This is a genomic window from Prosthecobacter sp., assembly GCF_029946185.1.
Taxonomy (GTDB): domain Bacteria; phylum Verrucomicrobiota; class Verrucomicrobiia; order Verrucomicrobiales; family Verrucomicrobiaceae; genus Prosthecobacter.
The window spans coordinates 1-17,715 of sequence record NZ_JAQSEA010000133.1 but is presented as its reverse complement, the minus strand read 5'-3'; the positions used below and the strand labels follow the sequence as shown (position 1 = coordinate 17,715).

The window sequence follows — 17,715 nt, the reverse complement described above, 5'->3', positions numbered from 1 at the left end:
GCGACATGCTGGCAGAAGCATTGGCTCCGCCACCTCACTCCACCGGCACCGGCGACCAGCGGTAGATGCCGTCGAACCAGGACAGGCTGCCGGGCGGTGATGCTTTGCGTTTGGTTTCCAGCCAGAGGAAGCTGCCTTTGCGCTTCAGCGTGATGCTGACCTCCTTGGCATTTTCCGGAACGTCTGCCTCAATGAAGACGGCGGCCGCTGTGTCCTCGTCATTCTGCGATTTCACCGCCTCGGCGGGAATCTGCCCCGCGAGGTCGGAGCCCTGATTTTCATTCACGCGTGTGCAGTTCAGATTCACGCGTAGCTTGCCGTCCTTCGCACGGCGGATGCTCACGTGGCCGCCTAATCCATCGTCATACTCGCCATCCCAGGCGGAGCGCTTCATCACAGCCGGCTGCTGAATGAAGCCGTAAGCAGCCGCAGTGACTTGCGCGAACTTGAGCCAGTACTGGACATCCTTCTCCGGTGAGAAGGCGTCTTTGCCTGCGGGGAACGGGAGAGCAGGCTTCACCACCTTCGTAGGCTACGGCGGCTGATAGGCGATTTTCATCCAGCGGCCCAGCAGCGCCGGCCAGCGTGCCTTCCAATCGGCAGGCACGGTCTTATCCGCCCCTGTCCAAGCGTGTGCAGCCTCCTTCAAAGCCATGGTCAGCCGCTCGTCCGCCGCTTGGTACTCTTTGCGGGCCAGTTGCAAGCGCTTCTCATCACTCACACGGCGGTAGATGCCGAGGATGCCCGGGTCCTGCGGCATCTTCTGCCCCGGCTTGAACAGGATCTCCATTTTCGACTCCCCGCCTCTGGCGATGAAATACGAGCCACGGTCCTGCCCCTCATCCACCACGGCAGCAAAGCTGACCGCATTGTCTTTGCGAATCCCCTGCCCTGTCCACACGCCAGTCGATCCCGGTTCCGAGGCCCAGCGCGTGATCACTTCCACTCCTGTGGCGGAAGTCTGGCGCAGGGTCAGATAGCGCATGCCCTCCTCGTCATAAAAATAAGTCAGCTTCGGCGGCTCAGCACCCCACACGCACGTCGCAAACAAGAAGAGGGCCACCACCGGAATTAGGAATGACTGCAGCCGTGAGTTCATGGTCGCCATTTTCAGAGGTGTCGGTTTGAACGCAAGAAATAGGGAAAAGAGATTTTTAACCCTTCTCTATAATGATCGTAATTAACGGTTATTTAATGGAATATAAACGCATATTTATCAATTATTGTAGTTTTATAAAGGCTGAGATCTAAATTTCTCGTTTCTGCCGCCATCTGGGCATTCATATAGTTTGTTTATTTAGAATGGGTTACGCGATTTAACACATCTAAAAATTATCAAATTTACAAAATCGTGAGTTAATTCTGATATGATTGTTGCACTAATTCTAATTTCTGTTATAAATACTAGCAGAATCAAGAACCACTTACGCAGCCATGAAAACACTCATCCGCCTCGCACTCACCGTCAGCCTCCTCGCCTTTGGCGCCGCCGCGAACGCTCAGAATGGTTACTCTGCCGCCGGTTATTATGCCGCCCCTCAGGCACAGGCTGCTTACGCTCAGGAACAGGTCAACGCGCAGGCTTGGGCCGCCTACAATGCTCAGCAGCAGGCCAATGCAGCCGGCTGGGCTCGCTACTATGCTGACCAGGCCGCAGCTCAGGCAGCTGCCCAGCGCGCCGCAGCTCAGCGCACCGCCGCTGCCCGCCCTGCCGTTGGCAATTCTCAGATCCGCTTTGACGGTCGCTTTGCCTCCGTCGGTCAGACCGCCCCTCAGGCCCTTCAGTTCGCTGTTTATGCCGCCAACACCCTTCAAAACAAGCCCTACGTGCTGGGTGGCGGCCATCGCAGCATCGAGGACAGCGCTTATGACTGCAGCAGCAGCACTTCCTATGTCCTCATGAAGGCTGGGCTGCTGAAACGCTGCCTGTCCAGCAGGGAGTTCGCCAATTACGGCGAAGCAGGTGCCGGCCGCTTCATCACCATCTGGGTGAAGCCTGGGGAGCATGTTTTCATCACCATCTGTGGTCTTCGCATGGACACCTCCGGCCAGGTCACGGGCGAAGGCCCCCGCTGGCGCGTCAAGGGCCGCAACTACGCAGGTTTCTCCCCTCGTCATCCTTCGGGCTTTTAATTCTCATTTTTGCGACGCTATTATCACACTCGTAAACCAAGCTTCAATCAAATCTGAATATCAAAGCGTAAATCACCTCTGAAAAATCTTTTAACTACGAATCCTATGAAAACTAAATCTACCTCCGCTATCGCCCCACAGATCACCCTCGGCTGGAACGCAATGCCTGCTTACGGTGAAGTGATGACCCAGGTCATCGGCACCGCCCACACTGACCTGAAGAGCAGCATCAGCCTCGGCAAGATGAACGTCCTGAAGAGCTTCTGGAGCACTCTGAGCAATCTCAAGTAAGCAACGGCGGGTTCCTAACCACGCCCTTCGCCTTGCGCTCTGCATGGCTGCTTGGTATGGCTCACCCCCACGCATGCAGGTTCTTCGCTCCATTGACGCCCTTTCCACCCTTCCCGGCCCCCTCGCCCTTGCTGTGGGTGTGTTTGATGGAATCCACCTCGGCCATCAGGAAGTCATTCGCGCGGCCCAAGAGCACGCCACGCAGCACCACGGCACGGCAGTCGTCGTGACCTTTGCCCCTCATCCGCTGCAGGTTCTGCGCCCCGGCTCCGCCCCCAAGCTGCTTTGCGGCCCGCGCCACCAGCAGCTCATCCTTGCTCAAGCCGGCATTGCCTGCCTGCTGGCCTGCCCCTTCACCGCAGAGACCGCCCAAACGCCCGCCCGCGATTTCCTCCAGCAGCTTGTGCACGCCTCGCGCCCGCTGGGCTGCATTTCGGTGGGTTACACCTGGAGCTTTGGGCACCGGCGTGAAGGCAACATCCACCTGCTCATGGATATGGGCCAGGAGCATGACTTTGCCGTGTATGGCGTTCCGCCCTTAAAAATCGACCATCAAGTCGTCAGCAGCACTCTGATCCGCGAGGCGGTCTCGAACGGTGATTTCGTCAAGGCCGCCACCTTTCTCGGCCGCGACTACACCGTCTTTGGCACCGTCGTTGAAGGCCAGAAACTCGGCCGCCAGCTCGGATTCCCCACTGCGAATGTCGATGTCGAAAACGAACAGCTCCCGCCGCTCGGTGTTTATGCGGTTCAAGCGCGCATCGACACCCAGTGGCTCCCCGGCGTGGCCAATCTCGGCCGCCGGCCCACCGTCGCGGCAGATGCCGATCCCTCCCTCGAAGTACACCTGCTCGACTGGAGCGGCGACCTCTATGGCAAAGACCTGGAAGTACGCTTCACCCGCCACCTGCGCAGCGAGATGAAATTCAACGGGCTGGATGAACTCAAGGCGCAGATCGCGCGCGATGTCGCGGCAGCAAAGTAGCCTTGTTCCTCAGTAACAGGGCTACTTGGTCTTCGGCTTCGGCGCTACCTGCTTGGGATAACCCTCCAGCTTCACCACGCTCACCGCCGTTTCAGTTGGGAAGTCCGCAGGCACTGCCGCTGTGCGTTCCACCTTGGCGGTAGCAGCCCATTCGGTGCCGCGTTGCAGGATCGTGTAAAAGCCGCGATCCAGCATCGAGTAGTCCGCATGTCCCAGCGTCGTGTGAAACACCCGGCCTTTTTGGTAGCTGAGCACCATGTTGTTCGGCTCGCCCACTGCGGTCAGATCGGACACGGAGGAGGTCAGCACGTCCACATTTTCCGCAGGGCCGCGCAGCTTGCTGTAAAGCTCATCCTTCGCGTGCAGCCAGCGCTTGGGGAGACCCTTCGTAATCGGATGATCTTGATTCCGAATTTCGACAACGAACTCATGTTGCGCACCGTGTGCGCCGCCGTTGCCCTCCACGGTGTCGCGGAAGAGCTTGCCGTCCTTCACGTACAGCCATGGGCCGGACTTTTCATTACGTCCGCCCCAGCCACCAACACCGATCATGTCATTGTATTCCTTCCACTCAGGAAAGGAATTGTTCGCCGCATGGATCGAGACAAAACCACCGCCGTCAGCCACATACTTCGTGAACGCATCTCTCACGTTCTGCGGCCAGGGCTCCCCATTGTAGTTGCTCACCACGGCCTGGTAGTCGCTGAACATCGGCTTCCACGCATGCCAGGCCTCCTTGGGCGATCCTTTGGGCGGGGTGGTGCTGACATCCACGGAGAAGGCACCGCTGCTCTCCAAAATATGGCGCAGCACGGGCGTGGTAATGTCCCACTTGTGATTATTCTGACCGTCCACAATGAGGACTTTCAGTTTGTCGGCGGCCTGCAGGCTGGCGGCGGCACACAGGAGGAAAGTAAAGAGGATGGAGCGCATGGTGTGACCTTGCTATCAGTCCCGCGAACTTTTGGCAAGAACGAACCTGCGCAAGAGTTCGTAATACACCTTGACCCTCGGTGCCGTCACCCACACTGAGCAGTTCCCTAAATGTCCCTGTTTGTCGCTTTTCTGCTCTACTTCGCGCTGCTCCTGCTGCTCGCGGTCACTTCCGCTGCGGAAACAGCCATCCACAGCGCGCGCGACACTGAGGCTCAGTTGCTCGCCGCCGGTGAAGGGGCCGTGGCCAAAAGACTGCGTGCCATCACCGCGAATCCCTTTGCTCAGTTGCACCGCACCATGCTGCTCTCTGCGGCGCTGAATCTCGCCCTCGCCGCACTCGGCCTGTGGCTGGTGACTGGGCCGCTGCTGGCATTGGGCTGGAATGGGTGGATCACAGCATCCGCCATATTCTTGGCAACGGTCCTGCTAGGAGATATGGCTCCTAAATTTTTTGCCGCTCACAATCCCTCGGTGGTTCTGCTCGGCAGCCTGCGTTTGCTGCACCCGCTGCGCAACGTGATCGACCCCCTCGCCGCGCTCGTTGACCGCACCACGGATGTGCTGCTGCAAAAATTCGTCACCCGGCATATCAAGACCCGTATGCCTGTGACGCGTCATGAGTTCGAAACCCTCGTCGAAATGCGCCAGGAGCAGGGCCTGCTGGACAGCGATGAGAGCGCCATGATCCATGAAGCACTCGACATCGAGGCGCTCACCGTGCGCGACTGCATGATCCCGCGCGTCGATCTCGCGCTCATGAGCAGCGATGACTCGCCGCAGAAGACGACCGCCATTCTGGAAAAATCCGCCGGGCGTTTTGTCGTCGTTTACGGCGAGACCCCCGACTTCGTCGAAGGCGTGATCGATACCAGCGCCTGGAAGCTCGCGAACCGTCCGGAGTGGCGCACACTCATGCGCACGCCCGCCTTTGTTCCTGAGACCATGCCGGTGCTCGAAGCTTTGGAGCACCATCTGCATAACGATGACCAACCCGTGATCATCGCAGATGAATACGGCGGTCTCGAAGGCATGATCACCCGCCGGGAAATCGCCGACTGGCTGCTCTATGAAGCGGCGCCCTGGCATGGGGAAACCTCGGAGATCCGAGATCTGGGAGCAGGTCGTTTTCTGCTGGATGGCGGCACTCGACTCGATCACCTCAAAGCAGAGCTCGGTGTGGATCTGGAAGCTGACGGCATCGACACCATCGGCGGGCTGGTCTTCAATCAGCTCGGCCATGTGCCCAAGCCGGGGGAGCGGATCACCCTCGACAACGCCGACCTCAAGGTGCGCCGCATCGTGCGTGCCCGCATTCAGGAGGTGGAACTTCGCCTCAAACCCAAACCTGCCGATGAATCCAGCGACAGCTAATTTCATCACTCCCGCATGACCTGGCTCCTGCTCATCCTCTTCATGGTCCTGTCCTTCATGCTCTCCGGTCTGGAAAGCGCGGTGATGGCCGTCAGCCGTGTGCGTGTGCGTCATGCGGCCAGCGCTGGAGACCGCCGCGCACGCAACCTGCTGCCGCTGCTGGAAGATCGGGATGCCTTGATCGGCTGCATCACCGTGGCCAATCACCTCACCAATCTCGCCGCCTTCCTGCTCATCGCGTTTCCCGTCATTCACCATGCGAGCCTGTGGGGCTATGTGCTCGCTTTCACCCTCGCTCTGCCGGTTTTTCTCATCGGCCTCGAAGTGATGCCCAAGAAGATCTTCCGCAGCTATCCCTTCCGCTCCATGCGCAGCGTCTCGCCGCTCGTTCATTTCGTCGGTCTGGCCCGCCCCCTGTTCCGCGTGGTGGCAGGCAGACGCACCGCCGACCCCACCGCAGCACCGAGTGAGGCACGTCAGACACGCGGCCGCGAAGATCTGAAAGCGCTGGCACAGCAGCTTGCCACCCAGCATCAGCTTTCTGCCAATGCCACGCATCTCATCGAACGCGTGCTGGATTACAAAAAACTGCGCACCGGCGACGTCATGCAGCCTCTGGCACGCAGCATCGCCCTCGCCGCTGAGATCCCGCTTAGCACGGCCTTGATCGTCGCCCGGGAACAAAACTGCACCCTGCTCCCCGTGCTCGGTGACAGCGGCAGCTTCATCGGTCTGCTGGACACCACCGAACTGCCCGCCATCATTCCACCTGACCGCCTCGTACGGCACCACATGCGCACGCTCGACGTCATTTCTGCCAGCCTGCCAGCCCTGCACGCCCTGCAGCGCATGCGCAAATCCGGCCGCCGCCTCGCCATCGTCGTCGATGAACGCCAGCAGCCTCTGGGACTGATTACGGAGGAGCGTTTGCTCGAACCGCTGATGCATTGAAGGGGAAAGGCGGAGCTCACGGTGGTTGACGATGGTTGGCTCCAAGCCCACGATTCATTCGTCGGTATCGCGGTCAAAGGCCCAATGTTGTCAAGCAGGGTCAAGAGTCGAGCCTTGACCTCCTGACCATCCTTTGACTATTCCTTGACCTCCACCTTCGTCACTCCCCCATGCCCCGTCTCATCTTCGCCACTTCCAACGCCCACAAGACTGAAGAAGTCGCCGCCATCCTCGGAGACGCATGGCAGGTTGAAGATCTCCGGGGCCATCCCGGGGTCATGCTCGATGAAGAAACTGGCGATACCTTCGAGGCCAACGCCATCATCAAAGCCGTGAGCGGCAGCCGTGGCACCCCAGGCCTGCTGGTGCTCGCGGATGATTCCGGTCTTGAGGTGGATGCTCTCGGCGGTGCACCTGGAGTGCGCAGCGCCCGCTATGCGGGAGAAGATGCCAATGCCGCTGACAACCGTGCCAAACTGAAAACCGAACTCGCCAAACTGGGACAGCCTGCACCCTTCAGCGGGCGCTTCCAGTGCTGCATGGTCCTTGCACGCGATGGCAAAGTTCTGCACGTCACGCATGGCAGTGTCGAAGGCCAGCTCCTCACCGAGGAAGTGGGTGCGGGTGGCTTCGGTTACGATGCCCTTTTCATTCCTGAGGGCTTCACGGAGACTTTCGGCGTCCTGCCTGCCGAGACCAAGAACCAGCTCAGCCACCGTGCCCGCGCCCTCGCGGAAATGAAGGAACAACTCGCCTCATTGGCCTGAACCCATGCGCCCGCTGATCTTCATCCTCTCCCTGGCGCTGGCAAGCTGCGCCACACCGCCACGGCAAGCGCCGGCCATTGCAGATCCAGAGCCGCCGACGCCCCTCGCCCCGCCCTATCCTTCGGCGGATGAAGTGGCCGCCCAACCTCCGCCCAAGCCAACCCCGTCGGCGAAGTGGACCGCCATCTCCGATTTCAACGGTCAGCCGCTTTTCGGCGGTGCCTCGCTGATCCAGTACAAGATCGGCCGCGAACACCACTCCTTCCAAGTGCAGGTCGTAGTCTTCGACAGCCGTCAGTTTGATCTCAAGGTCATCGACCAGCCCGAAGACTGGTCCGGCGGCAGCCGCATCACCGAATGCATGCACGGCGCCGCAGCCGTCGCGGGCGTGAATGGCGGCTTCTTCACACCTGAATTCAAGCCCATGGGTCTCATGATCGCCAATGGTCAGCGCACCGGCTCCTGGCAGACAGGCCCGCTGCTCACGGGAGCAGTCGTTGTCACGTCGCAACTCCAGTTGCTCTGGAATGCGGAGGTGAACTCCGACGCAGCAACTGAGCTGGTGCAAGCAGGCCCGCGTCTGGTCGATGGCGGTCAGGCCGTGCCCAAGCTCGATAGCCGCAAGCGCAGCAACCGCACCTTCATCGCCAACGACGGCGGCAATCAATGGCTCATCGGCACCGCCCACGACATCAGTCTGAGTGAACTCGCCGAGCTCCTCACCACTCCCGGCATCATGCCAGCATTCACCGTCAACCGTGCCCTCAATCTCGACGGCGGCCGCTCCTCCGCCCTCTACTACCGCACCAACGACGGCCGCGAACATACCGATCCCGGCTGGAGCACGGTGCGGAACTACATCGGCATTGTGCCACGCTGAGAGGGGAAGTTTAACCTGGTTGACGGTTGCAGGGCCAACCATGAACAGTCAGCATCCCGCGTGGACAATCACTTCGAGCACGGGTCGATCTGCAGCCACAATTTCTCGCACTCACGCTGGGCTCTCTTGATCGCCGCACGTTTTACGCCAGCCTTCTTCTGGATGCGTCCGAGAAATACCTCCGCCCGCCCTTCCTGGTAGTCCACACGGTCGCCTGTGATCAACGCCCAAGTCTGCTTGAGCTTGCCCTTGAGGATGTTCCAGACGCCTTGGATTAAGATCGTGTTCATCTGTATTTGGGGGGAGGTAATGAGTGAAGAAAGTCTCAGGGCGATCGGATGCCATGCTTGGTTTCAATCATGGTTTCGTCCCAACAGCGTCGATTGGACGCCTGAGCGATTCATCAGGGAGGGCGGCCGCGCTGGGCGTTCGGTTTCGAGTTCGGATAAAGAGTGGCAAGATCAGCAGCCACCACCGCTCCTTGGGAGAAGCCAAACAATCCGACCCGTTTCAAATCCACCTTCAAAACCGCGAACCGACGCATGGGATGCAACCATGGCAACCGCCCCCCGGTACGCAAAACCGCCTCCGACGGTTTGCACCGAGGGAGGCGGGTGAGGTTTGAACGGACGGTCGGGCTTAGGCCGCGTCTTCGTCCACGAGGACAGGCAGCGCAGGGCGCTCGGTTTCGTGGAGTTCGAAGTTGCGGTTGGTGATGAAGCCCGTGCCGGCTGGGATGAGGTGACCCATGATGACGTTTTCCTTGAAGCCGCGCAGGAAGTCGGACTTGGCAAGGGTGGCGGCTTCGGTGAGCACACGGGTGGTGTCCTGGAAGGAAGCTGCCGAGATGAAGGATTCGGTTTCGATGGAAGCCTTGGTGATGCCGAGGAGGACGGGCTCTGCTTCCGCAGGCTTGCCGCCTTCTTCGATGACACGGTTGTTTTCCTTCTCGAACTCGCCGCGGTCGATCTGGTCGCCCCAGAGGAACTCGGTGTCGCCGGTGTCGGTGACTTTCACCTTGCGGAGCATCTGACGGATGATGATCTCAACGTGCTTGTCATTGATTTCCACACCCTGGGCGCGGTACACTTCCTGAACTTCCGTGACCAAGTGCTCACGGAGAGCCTGTGGGCCAAGAATTTCGAGGAGGTCATGCGGAACGACTGGACCATCGGTGATCTGGTCGCCTTTGCTGACGTGGTCGCCGTTGAACAGCAAGATGTGCTTGCTGCGGGGAATGAGATGTTCTTCCTGCTGGCCGGTCTTGTTGTCGGTGACGATCACGCGGCGCTTGCCACGGACCAGACCACCGATTTCGACGGTGCCGTCGATACGGGCGATTTCGCAGGCGTCCTTCGGCTTACGGGCTTCGAAGAGTTCTGCCACACGTGGAAGACCACCGGTGATGTCCTTCGTCTTCGATGCCTTACGTGGCGTCTTGGCAATGGTGGTACCCGCTTCGACTTTCTCGTTGTTCTTCACGCTCAAGTGAGCGCCCGCTGGAATGGTGTAGCTGGCGAGAACTTCGTGCGTCTTCGGATTCACAACGACGACCTGCGGATGGAGATCTTCCTTGTGCTCGATAACGACGGTTTCTTCGTTGCCGGTGGACTCGTTCTTTTCCTTGGTGATGGTGATGCCCGAGATCATGTCGCGGAACTCCAGCTTACCAGCCTTCTCGGTGATAATTGGCACGTTATACGGATCCCAAGTGACGACCTGCTGGCCCTTCTTGACCTTGCCACCGTCTTCGACAGCGATAACGGCACCCGTGACCAGCTTGTGGCTTTCGAGTTCGCGACCGTCGTCGTCATGGATGGAGAGGATACCGTTTTTGGTAAGAGCGATCCAGGTGCCTTCGATCGTGGTAACCGCACGCATGTCGGTGTACTTGACGGTACCAGCGTTTTTGACGTTGATGAAGGGCTGCTTGAAGGAGGCCGTGGCAGCACCACCCACGTGGAAGGTACGCATGGTGAGCTGAGTTCCGGGTTCGCCGATGGACTGAGCAGCGACGATGCCGACGGCTTCGCCGATCTTCGCCATTTTGTGCGTGGCGAGGTGGAGGCCGTAGCACTTCGAGCAGCAGCCACGCTTGCTTTCGCAAGTGAGCACGGAGCGGATCTTGAGCTTCTCGACACCGATCTTGGCGAGGTGAGCGGCTTCTTTTTCGGAAGCGAGCTGACCGGCCTTGATGACGACGCTCTTGTCCACGGGATCGTGAATCGTTTCGCAGGAGACACGGCCATAGACGCGGGTCTTGAGATCGACGATTTCTTCGTCACCCTGATAGATGGAAGCAAGCGTGATGCCGTTGACCGTGCCGCAATCTTCCTCAGTGACGATGACGTCCTGAGACACATCGACGAGCTTACGGGTCATGTACCCGGAGTCAGCCGTCTTAAGTGCGGTATCGGCAAGGCCTTTACGAGCACCGTGAGTGGAGATGAAGTATTCGAGCACGCTCAGACCTTCACGGAAGTTCGAGGTGATCGGACGTTCGATAATTTCACCGGAAGGCTTGGCCATCAGACCGCGCATACCTGCAAGCTGCTTGATCTGCGTACGGTTGCCTCGGGCACCCGAGTTCACCATGACGTAGAGCGGATTGTGGTGCTTCTTGCCTTCGTTGTATTCCAACGTGCGGAAGAGTTCGTCGGCGACGATTTCACCCACCTGCGTCCAGATGTCGATGATCTTTTGATAGCGCTCACCGTTGGTGATAATACCACGGCGATACTGCTTCTCGATTTCTTCGATCTGCTTGTAGGCGTTCTCAAGACCAGCGGCCTTGGCGGTCGGGATGACCATGTCGGTGATACCGATGGAACAACCGGAACGAGTCGCTTCGCGGAAGCCGAGCGTCTTAAGACGGTCGAGCGCGTTGACGGTTTCCTTCTGGCCCACGGTCTGGAAGCAGCGCCAGATGATGTCCGAGATCTGCTTCTTGCCGACGGTGGTGTTGATGAAGCCGAGGCCCTCAGGCCAGGTTTCGTTGAAGAGAACACGACCTGCGGTGGTTTCGATCACGGCCTTGCTGCCGTCACCAAACGGACGCTTCGGCATGTTCCAGTCAGGATTGCGGAAACGCACCTTGTCGTTCACCGTCAAGCCGCCTTCGGAAATGGCGAACTCAACTTCGGAGGCGTCGTTGAAGATCGGCACGCGACCTTCGACATCACCCTTCTTGGCCTTGGCATCCTGATTCGGGAACTCACGCAGGTAGGTGAGGAAGTAGCAGCCCAGAGGAATGTCCTGGGAAGGATTCATCACCGGCTTGCCGCTGGCAGGGCTGAACAGGTTGTTCGGCGCGAGCATGAGCAAGCGGGCTTCCATCTGAGCTTCGATGGAAAGCGGGACGTGGACGGCCATCTGGTCACCGTCGAAGTCGGCGTTGTAGGCCGTACAAACGAGGGGATGCACGCGAATGGCGTCACCTTCGATGAGCTTCGGCTCGAAAGCCTGGATCGAAAGACGATGGAGGGTCGGAGCACGGTTGAGGAGGACGGGGTGACCCTTGGTCACTTCGTCAAGGATGTCCCACACTTCTGGGGTGCGGCGTTCGATCATCTTCTTCGCGGAGCGCACGGTGTGCACCAAGCCCATCTCCTTGAGACGGCGGATGATGAAGGGTTCGAACAGCACGAGGGCCATCTTCTTCGGCAGACCGCATTGGTGCAGCAGAAGGTCAGGTCCGATAACGATGACGGAACGGCCGGAGTAGTCGACGCGCTTGCCGAGAAGGTTCTGACGGAAGCGGCCGGACTTGCCCTTGAGCATGTCGGACATGGACTTCAGCGGGCGGTTGCCTGCGCCGGTCACTGGGCGGCCGTGGCGGCCGTTGTCGAACAAGGCGTCCACAGCTTCCTGCAGCATGCGCTTTTCATTGCGGATGATGACATCCGGTGTGCGAAGCTGAAGAAGGTTCTTGAGACGGTTGTTGCGGTTGATGACGCGACGATAGAGATCGTTCAAGTCGGAGGTCGCAAAGCGGCCGCCTTCGAGAGGAACGAGGGGGCGAAGGTCTGGCGGGATGACCGGCAGCACTTCGAGGATCATCCACTCCGGACGGCTGTGGCTTTCAGCAAAGCCCTGGCAGAGCTTGAGGCGCTTGGCGAGCTTCTTGCGGATCTGCTTGGAGCGCGTCTTGGTCATCGCCTCTTCGAGTTCCTTCGTCACGTCCGCCAGGTTGAGCTGGGCGAAGATGTCGCGGATGGCCTGAGCACCCATGCCGACGCGGAAGGCGTCTGCACCGTACTGCTCTTCGGCTTCACGAAGATCGACTTCGGTCAGGAGCTGGCCGCGCTGAAGCGGGGTGCTGCCTGGATCAATGACCATGTAGTCTTCATAATAGATCACGCGCTCCAACGAACGGGCGGTCATGTCGAGCATGAGGCCGATGCGGGAAGGCATGCACTTGTAGAACCAGATGTGCGTCACTGGCACAGCGAGTTCGATGTGGCCCATGCGCTCGCGACGAACGCGGGACAGAGTCACTTCAACACCGCAGCGGTCGCAAACGACCCCCTTGTGCTTGATGCGCTTGTACTTGCCGCAGGCGCACTCCCAGTCACGGGTGGGTCCGAAGATACGCTCGCAGAACAAGCCGCCTTTTTCAGGCTTGAACGTACGATAGTTGATGGTTTCTGGGTTCTTAACTTCACCGGAGGACCAGGAGCGGGTGCGGTCCGCAGAGGCGATACAGATCGACACATAGTCGAACTCCTCGCCGTGTTTGGGTTCCCCGAAGATTTCTTTCAAGCTCGCGTCAGCATTCATGATGTGTGGAGATGGGTGGCAGGTTTATGCGCTGGGTTTCTGGGGAAGATGAGTTAGGCACCCACCGAGGAGACGAAGCCTTCGAGAGCTTCCGCGTCAGCATTGGCGTTGGCGCGTTTGTGCACCTTAACGTCGAGGCCGAGGGACTGCATTTCTTTGATAAGCACGTTGAAGGACTCAGGCGTGCCGGCTTCAAGAGCGTGGTCACCTTTGACGATCTGTTCGTAAATACGCGTGCGGCCCTGAACATCGTCAGACTTGACGGTGAGGAGTTCCTGCAGCGTGAACGCAGCACCGTAGGCTTCAAGTGCCCACACTTCCATTTCCCCGAAACGCTGGCCGCCGTATTGGGCTTTACCGCCCAGAGGCTGCTGCGTGACGAGCGAGTAAGGTCCAACCGCACGGGCGTGGATCTTGTCTGCGACAAGATGGTTCAGCTTCAGCATGTAGATGTAACCGACGACGACATCGAGGCTGAAGGCGTCACCTGTGCGACCGTCATAGAGCTTCGACTTGCCGTTGAGGCCCATCCATTCGTACCCAGGAACCTTCTTGGCGTCCTTGATGTACTCCATGATCTTGGACTCAGGAATACCGTCGAACACCGGTGTGGCGATCTTCATGCCGAGCGCCTTCGCGGCAAGGCCGAGATGGGTTTCAAGCACCTGACCCACGTTCATGCGTGATGGCACGCCGAGGGGGTTCAGAACGATGTCCACCGGAGTGCCGTTTTCGAGGAACGGCATGTCTTCTTCAGGAACGATGTTGGCAACGATCCCCTTGTTTCCGTGGCGGCCGGCCATCTTGTCACCGACCGAAAGCTTGCGCTTGCTGGCCATGAAGACGCGGACCTGCTTGACCACGCCACTGTCGGCGGTGTCTTCGCTGGACTCGATTTTGTCGAGGTTGCGCTCACGTTCCATGTCGGCATCGGAGAACTTCTGTTCGAAGGTCTGGATGATGTCGAAGATCTTGTTACGGATCGGGCTCGGGTCGATTTCGATGGTGTCGTAGCTTTCAGCCACGTGGCGAAGCATCGTCTTCGTGATCTTCTTGTTCGCGCCGACGAGAGGCTCGCCGGTCTGACCGTTCACGATGTCGAGAGGGATTTTCTCGTTGAGAAGGATGTCAGAGAGACGCTCGGTGAGCTGCTCGGTGAGGTCTTCCTTCTTCGCACGATAGTCTTCTTCGATCTGCTTGATGTGCTTCTTGTACTCGGACGGGGAGAGCTTCTCCTTCTCAGAGTCGGCGCCCATGCCGCGCTGGGCGATGCGGACGTCCATGATGATGCCGGTGCAGCCGGAGGGAACACGCAGGGAGGTGTCCTTCACGTCAGCGGCTTTCTCACCAAAGATGGCGCGCAGGAGGCGTTCTTCAGGAGCGAGCTCAGTTTCGGATTTCGGGGTGATCTTGCCGACAAGGATGTCGCCAGGCTTCACTTCCGCACCGATGCGCACGACGCCCTGGGCATCGAGGTTCTTCAAGGCTTCATCACCGACGTTCGGGATGTCACGCGTGATTTCTTCTGGCCCAAGCTTCGTGTCACGAGCGATGACTTCGAAGTCTTCGATGTGAATGGAGGTGTAGATGTCCTCCTTGACCACGCGGCGGCTGATGGTGATGGCATCTTCGAAGTTGTAACCGTTCCAAGGCATGAACGCGACGAGCATGTTCTTGCCGATGGCAAGCTCACCCTGGTCGGTGCAAGGACCGTCGGCGATGACATCGCCCTTCTTGATCTTCTGACCGCGCTTCACCAGAGGCTTCTGGTTGATGCAGGTGCCGGCGTTGCTGCGGCCAAACTTGCGCAGAGGATACACGTGGGTGCCCTTGTCTTCGTCGGTCACCACCGACTTGATCGGGTTTTCGAGGAACTTGTCGTCCTTGATCGGCAGGTTGCCGTCCTTGGTGACGATGATGACGTCAGCAGTCGCAGCAGCGACGGTGCCGTTCGCATCAGCGACGATCACGGAGCGGGAGTCACGGGCAGCCTTGCCTTCCATGCCGGTGCCGACGAGCGGGGACTCACCTTCGAGGAGAGGAACGCCCTGGCGTTGCATGTTCGAACCCATCAGCGCGCGGTTGGCGTCATCATGCTCCAGGAACGGGATGAGCGCAGCAGCCACGGAAACGAGCTGCTTCGGCGACACGTCCATGAGGGTGACCATGGCCGGCTCGACTTCGATGAACTCGCCGCGATAGCGGACGGTGATCTTCGTGCCTTTGTAGTGGCCATTCTCGTCGATCGGATTGTTCGACTGAGCGATGTAGTGCTTCTCTTCCTGGTCGGCGGTGAGATACTCGATCTTTTCCGAGACGACGCTGTCCTTCACCGGACGATACGGCGTTTCGATGAAGCCGAATTCGTTGATGCGGGCATAGCTGCCGAGGGAGTTGATCAGACCGATGTTCGGACCTTCCGGGGTCTCAATCGGGCAGATACGGCCATAATGGGACGGATGAACGTCACGAACTTCGAAGCCGGCGCGGTCACGATTCAGACCACCAGGCCCGAGTGCGGAGAGACGACGTTTGTGGGTCAGTTCGGCCAGAGGATTGATCTGATCCATGAACTGGGAAAGCTGGCTGCGACCAAAGAAGTCACGCACGACGGCGGAAAGCGCCTTCGGGTTGACGAGCTTGGCGGGAGTCATGGTGTCCATGTTCACGTCGAACAGGGTCATGCGCTCCTTGACCAGACGCTCGGTGCGGGAAAGACCCACGCGGCACTGGTTGGCGAGCAATTCACCGACGGCACGCACACGGCGGCTGCCGAGATGGTCAATATCATCCAGAATGCCCTGACCTTCACGCAAGTGGAAGAGGTAGCGGAGCGCGGAAATGACGTCCTCAGCAGTGAGGATGCGCATTTCGGTGTCGGTCTTCAGCGAGAGCTTCTGATTGATCTTGTAACGACCGACGCGGGTGAGGTCATAGCGCTTCGGATCGAAGAACAGGCGCTTCACAAGGGCGCGTGCATTCGGCGTGGTCGGAGGATCGCCCGGACGCAGACGGCGGTAGATTTCCTTCAGAGCTTCATCTTCATCCTTCGCGGTGTCTTTGCGCAGGGAGGTGATGAGGAGGTCATCCGGGGAGGCGGTGACGACTTTGACGGACTTGTGGCCGAGCTGGATGAGCTGGCGGATGACGCCGGAGGTCAACGGCTCGTAGGCACGGGCGACGATGAGTTCACCGTCGAGGATGTCCTTGAAGAGGATCTTGGTGGCGACTTCTTCTTCGGACAGGCTGTCCTTGAGCTTGAGGTCCTGGATTTCGTAGAAGAGTTTGAGGATGTCCTCATCGCCCGGGAAGCCGATCACGCGCAGGAGCGTGGTGGCGAGGAACTTACGACGGCGGCGGCGGCGGTCGAGATAGACGTAGAGCAGATCGTTCGTGTCGAACTGCACTTCGAGCCAGGTACCGCGGTCAGGAATGATGCGGAAGCCATGGAGCCAGCGGCCATTGAGATGCTGGCTGGTTTCAAAGCAGATACCGGGGGAACGATGAAGCTGGGAGACGACCACACGCTCAGCACCATTGATGACGAAGGTGCCGCGCACCGTCATGAGGGGGATTTCACCCATGTACACGCGTTCCTGCTTCGCACCCTGCTCGTCTTTGAGCTCATAGGTTACGTACAGCGGGGCGCTGAAGGTCTCGGCCTCATGAATGGCTTCGAGGGAGCTGAGCTTGGGATCGCCGATTTCGTACATGACGAAATCGAGCGTCATCTTCTCATCATAACTCGTGATCGGGAAAACCTCCCGAAACACGGCCTGGAGGCCGAGGTCTTTGCGCTTCGAGGGCGAGATGTTTTTCTGGAGAAATTCCTCGTATGAGCGGAGCTGAATCTCGATGAGATTTGGGGGCTCGACTACTTCGTGGATTTTGCCAAAGTTGGTGCGCTGGGACATAAGGCAGTGATGAGGCGGTTAGGGGGCGATGGGCGGTGGCACGGGATGCGGAATGTGAGTTCCGCGAAGCAACAAAAGAATAATGTCAGGCGGCCAGCCCGGCATTATTTACGATGGTCGCAAAAACGAAGCAGCCGGAATCCAGAAACGAGTCCGGATTCAGGCCAGTAAAGGGGTCAGAAGCATGCGGCACTTCGCGAGGTGCCCCGGAACCGTAGCAATGGCTGCGGAGGTTCTGGCGGGGATCACGAGCGGATGCGGGCATGCGATGTAACGAAACAAACGGGGGATTGAAACTGACACTGACTAATTGCTCCTGACCGCGCGGCGCTGCGGATTGATGGCAAACGCCACGCGGAAAAGAACAGGAGGGAACGAGGACTACTTGATCGTGACTTTGGCGCCAGCGGCTTCCAATTTCTTCTTGATCTCTTCGGCTTCTTCCTTTTTGCAGCCTTCCTTGAGGGTCTGCGGAGCGCTCTCGACGAGCTTCTTCGCTTCTGCAAGGCCAAGGCCAGGAACAACACCACGGACTTCTTTGATGACGCCAATTTTGTTGGTGCCAGCTTCGGTCAGGATGACGTCGAACTCGGTTTTTTCTTCCACGACGGCTGCAGGGCCAGCACCAGCGGCGGCGGCGGCAGCAGGAGCAGCGGCGCTAACGCCCCACTTCTCTTCGAGGGATTTCACGAGTTCAGCAACTTGCAT

Annotated in this window: 16 protein-coding genes; 7 read left to right on the top strand and 9 right to left on the bottom strand. The window is 59.0% G+C overall.

Going from position 1 to position 17,715, the window contains the following annotated elements; translation table 11 throughout:
- Positions 1–34: 34 nt before the first annotated feature.
- Positions 35–520 carry a hypothetical protein gene (locus PSV43_RS10865; RefSeq protein WP_300196645.1) on the bottom strand — a complete coding sequence of 162 codons (486 nt, stop codon included), beginning with the start codon at positions 518–520 and terminating at the stop codon, positions 35–37.
- A gap of 12 nt (positions 521–532) precedes the next feature.
- Positions 533–1,099: a hypothetical protein gene (locus PSV43_RS10860; RefSeq protein WP_300196643.1), complete on the bottom strand. Its 567-nt coding sequence runs from the start codon at positions 1,097–1,099 to the stop codon at positions 533–535.
- 335 nt (positions 1,100–1,434) lie between these two features.
- On the opposite strand from PSV43_RS10860, the gene PSV43_RS10855 reads away from it, so the two are divergent.
- The 3 genes from PSV43_RS10855 (at position 1,435) to PSV43_RS10845 (ending at position 3,409) form a co-directional block, all read left to right on the top strand.
- Positions 1,435–2,133, top strand: a complete 699-nt coding sequence (locus tag PSV43_RS10855; protein WP_300196642.1) for a hypothetical protein — start codon at positions 1,435–1,437, stop codon at positions 2,131–2,133.
- A gap of 105 nt (positions 2,134–2,238) precedes the next feature.
- Positions 2,239–2,424, top strand: a complete 186-nt coding sequence (locus PSV43_RS10850; RefSeq protein WP_300196640.1) for a hypothetical protein — start codon at positions 2,239–2,241, stop codon at positions 2,422–2,424.
- Positions 2,425–2,497: 73 nt separating this feature from the next.
- A complete protein-coding gene (locus tag PSV43_RS10845; protein ID WP_300196638.1) occupies positions 2,498–3,409 on the top strand; it encodes a bifunctional riboflavin kinase/FAD synthetase in 912 nt (303 codons plus the stop codon).
- A gap of 21 nt (positions 3,410–3,430) precedes the next feature.
- Here PSV43_RS10845 and PSV43_RS10840 read toward each other — a convergent pair whose 3' ends face one another.
- The gene (locus tag PSV43_RS10840; protein ID WP_300196636.1) at positions 3,431–4,342 is read right to left on the bottom strand and encodes a ThuA domain-containing protein; all 912 of its coding nucleotides are present in this window, start codon (positions 4,340–4,342) and stop codon (positions 3,431–3,433) included.
- Positions 4,343–4,453: 111 nt separating this feature from the next.
- Here PSV43_RS10840 and PSV43_RS10835 point away from each other — a divergent pair, with 111 nt between their 5' ends.
- From PSV43_RS10835 to PSV43_RS10820, 4 genes are all read left to right on the top strand, one after another.
- A complete protein-coding gene (locus tag PSV43_RS10835) occupies positions 4,454–5,716 on the top strand; it encodes a CNNM domain-containing protein (RefSeq protein WP_300196634.1) in 1,263 nt (420 codons plus the stop codon).
- A gap of 15 nt (positions 5,717–5,731) precedes the next feature.
- The gene (locus PSV43_RS10830) at positions 5,732–6,667 is read left to right on the top strand and encodes a CNNM domain-containing protein (protein WP_300196632.1); all 936 of its coding nucleotides are present in this window, start codon (positions 5,732–5,734) and stop codon (positions 6,665–6,667) included.
- A gap of 170 nt (positions 6,668–6,837) precedes the next feature.
- Complete coding sequence (locus tag PSV43_RS10825; protein WP_300196630.1) at positions 6,838–7,434, top strand: non-canonical purine NTP pyrophosphatase; 597 nt, start codon at positions 6,838–6,840, stop codon at positions 7,432–7,434.
- A 4-nt stretch (positions 7,435–7,438) separates the two neighbouring features.
- On the top strand, positions 7,439–8,314 hold the full coding sequence (locus tag PSV43_RS10820; protein ID WP_300196628.1) for a phosphodiester glycosidase family protein: 876 nt from the start codon (positions 7,439–7,441) through the stop codon (positions 8,312–8,314).
- A gap of 68 nt (positions 8,315–8,382) precedes the next feature.
- On the opposite strand, the gene PSV43_RS10815 is transcribed toward PSV43_RS10820, so the two are convergent.
- The 6 genes from PSV43_RS10815 to rplL form a co-directional block, all read right to left on the bottom strand.
- Complete coding sequence (locus PSV43_RS10815) at positions 8,383–8,604, bottom strand: CsbD family protein (protein WP_300196626.1); 222 nt, start codon at positions 8,602–8,604, stop codon at positions 8,383–8,385.
- 113 nt (positions 8,605–8,717) lie between these two features.
- Positions 8,718–8,858 carry a hypothetical protein gene (locus PSV43_RS10810; RefSeq protein WP_300196624.1) on the bottom strand — a complete coding sequence of 47 codons (141 nt, stop codon included), beginning with the start codon at positions 8,856–8,858 and terminating at the stop codon, positions 8,718–8,720.
- A gap of 95 nt (positions 8,859–8,953) precedes the next feature.
- Positions 8,954–13,093, bottom strand: coding sequence for a DNA-directed RNA polymerase subunit beta' (rpoC, locus tag PSV43_RS10805; protein ID WP_300196622.1), 4,140 nt, complete (start codon positions 13,091–13,093; stop codon positions 8,954–8,956).
- 53 nt (positions 13,094–13,146) lie between these two features.
- Positions 13,147–17,007 (bottom strand): DNA-directed RNA polymerase subunit beta, encoded by a 3,861-nt coding sequence (gene rpoB, locus PSV43_RS10800; RefSeq protein WP_300196620.1) that lies wholly within the window; start codon positions 17,005–17,007, stop codon positions 13,147–13,149.
- 85 nt (positions 17,008–17,092) lie between these two features.
- Positions 17,093–17,272, bottom strand: coding sequence for a hypothetical protein (locus PSV43_RS10795; protein WP_300196618.1), 180 nt, complete (start codon positions 17,270–17,272; stop codon positions 17,093–17,095).
- Between the two features lie 116 nt (positions 17,273–17,388).
- Positions 17,389–17,715, bottom strand: a 327-nt coding sequence (gene rplL, locus PSV43_RS10790) for a 50S ribosomal protein L7/L12 (RefSeq protein WP_300196616.1), incomplete at its 5' end; no start/stop codon positions are given.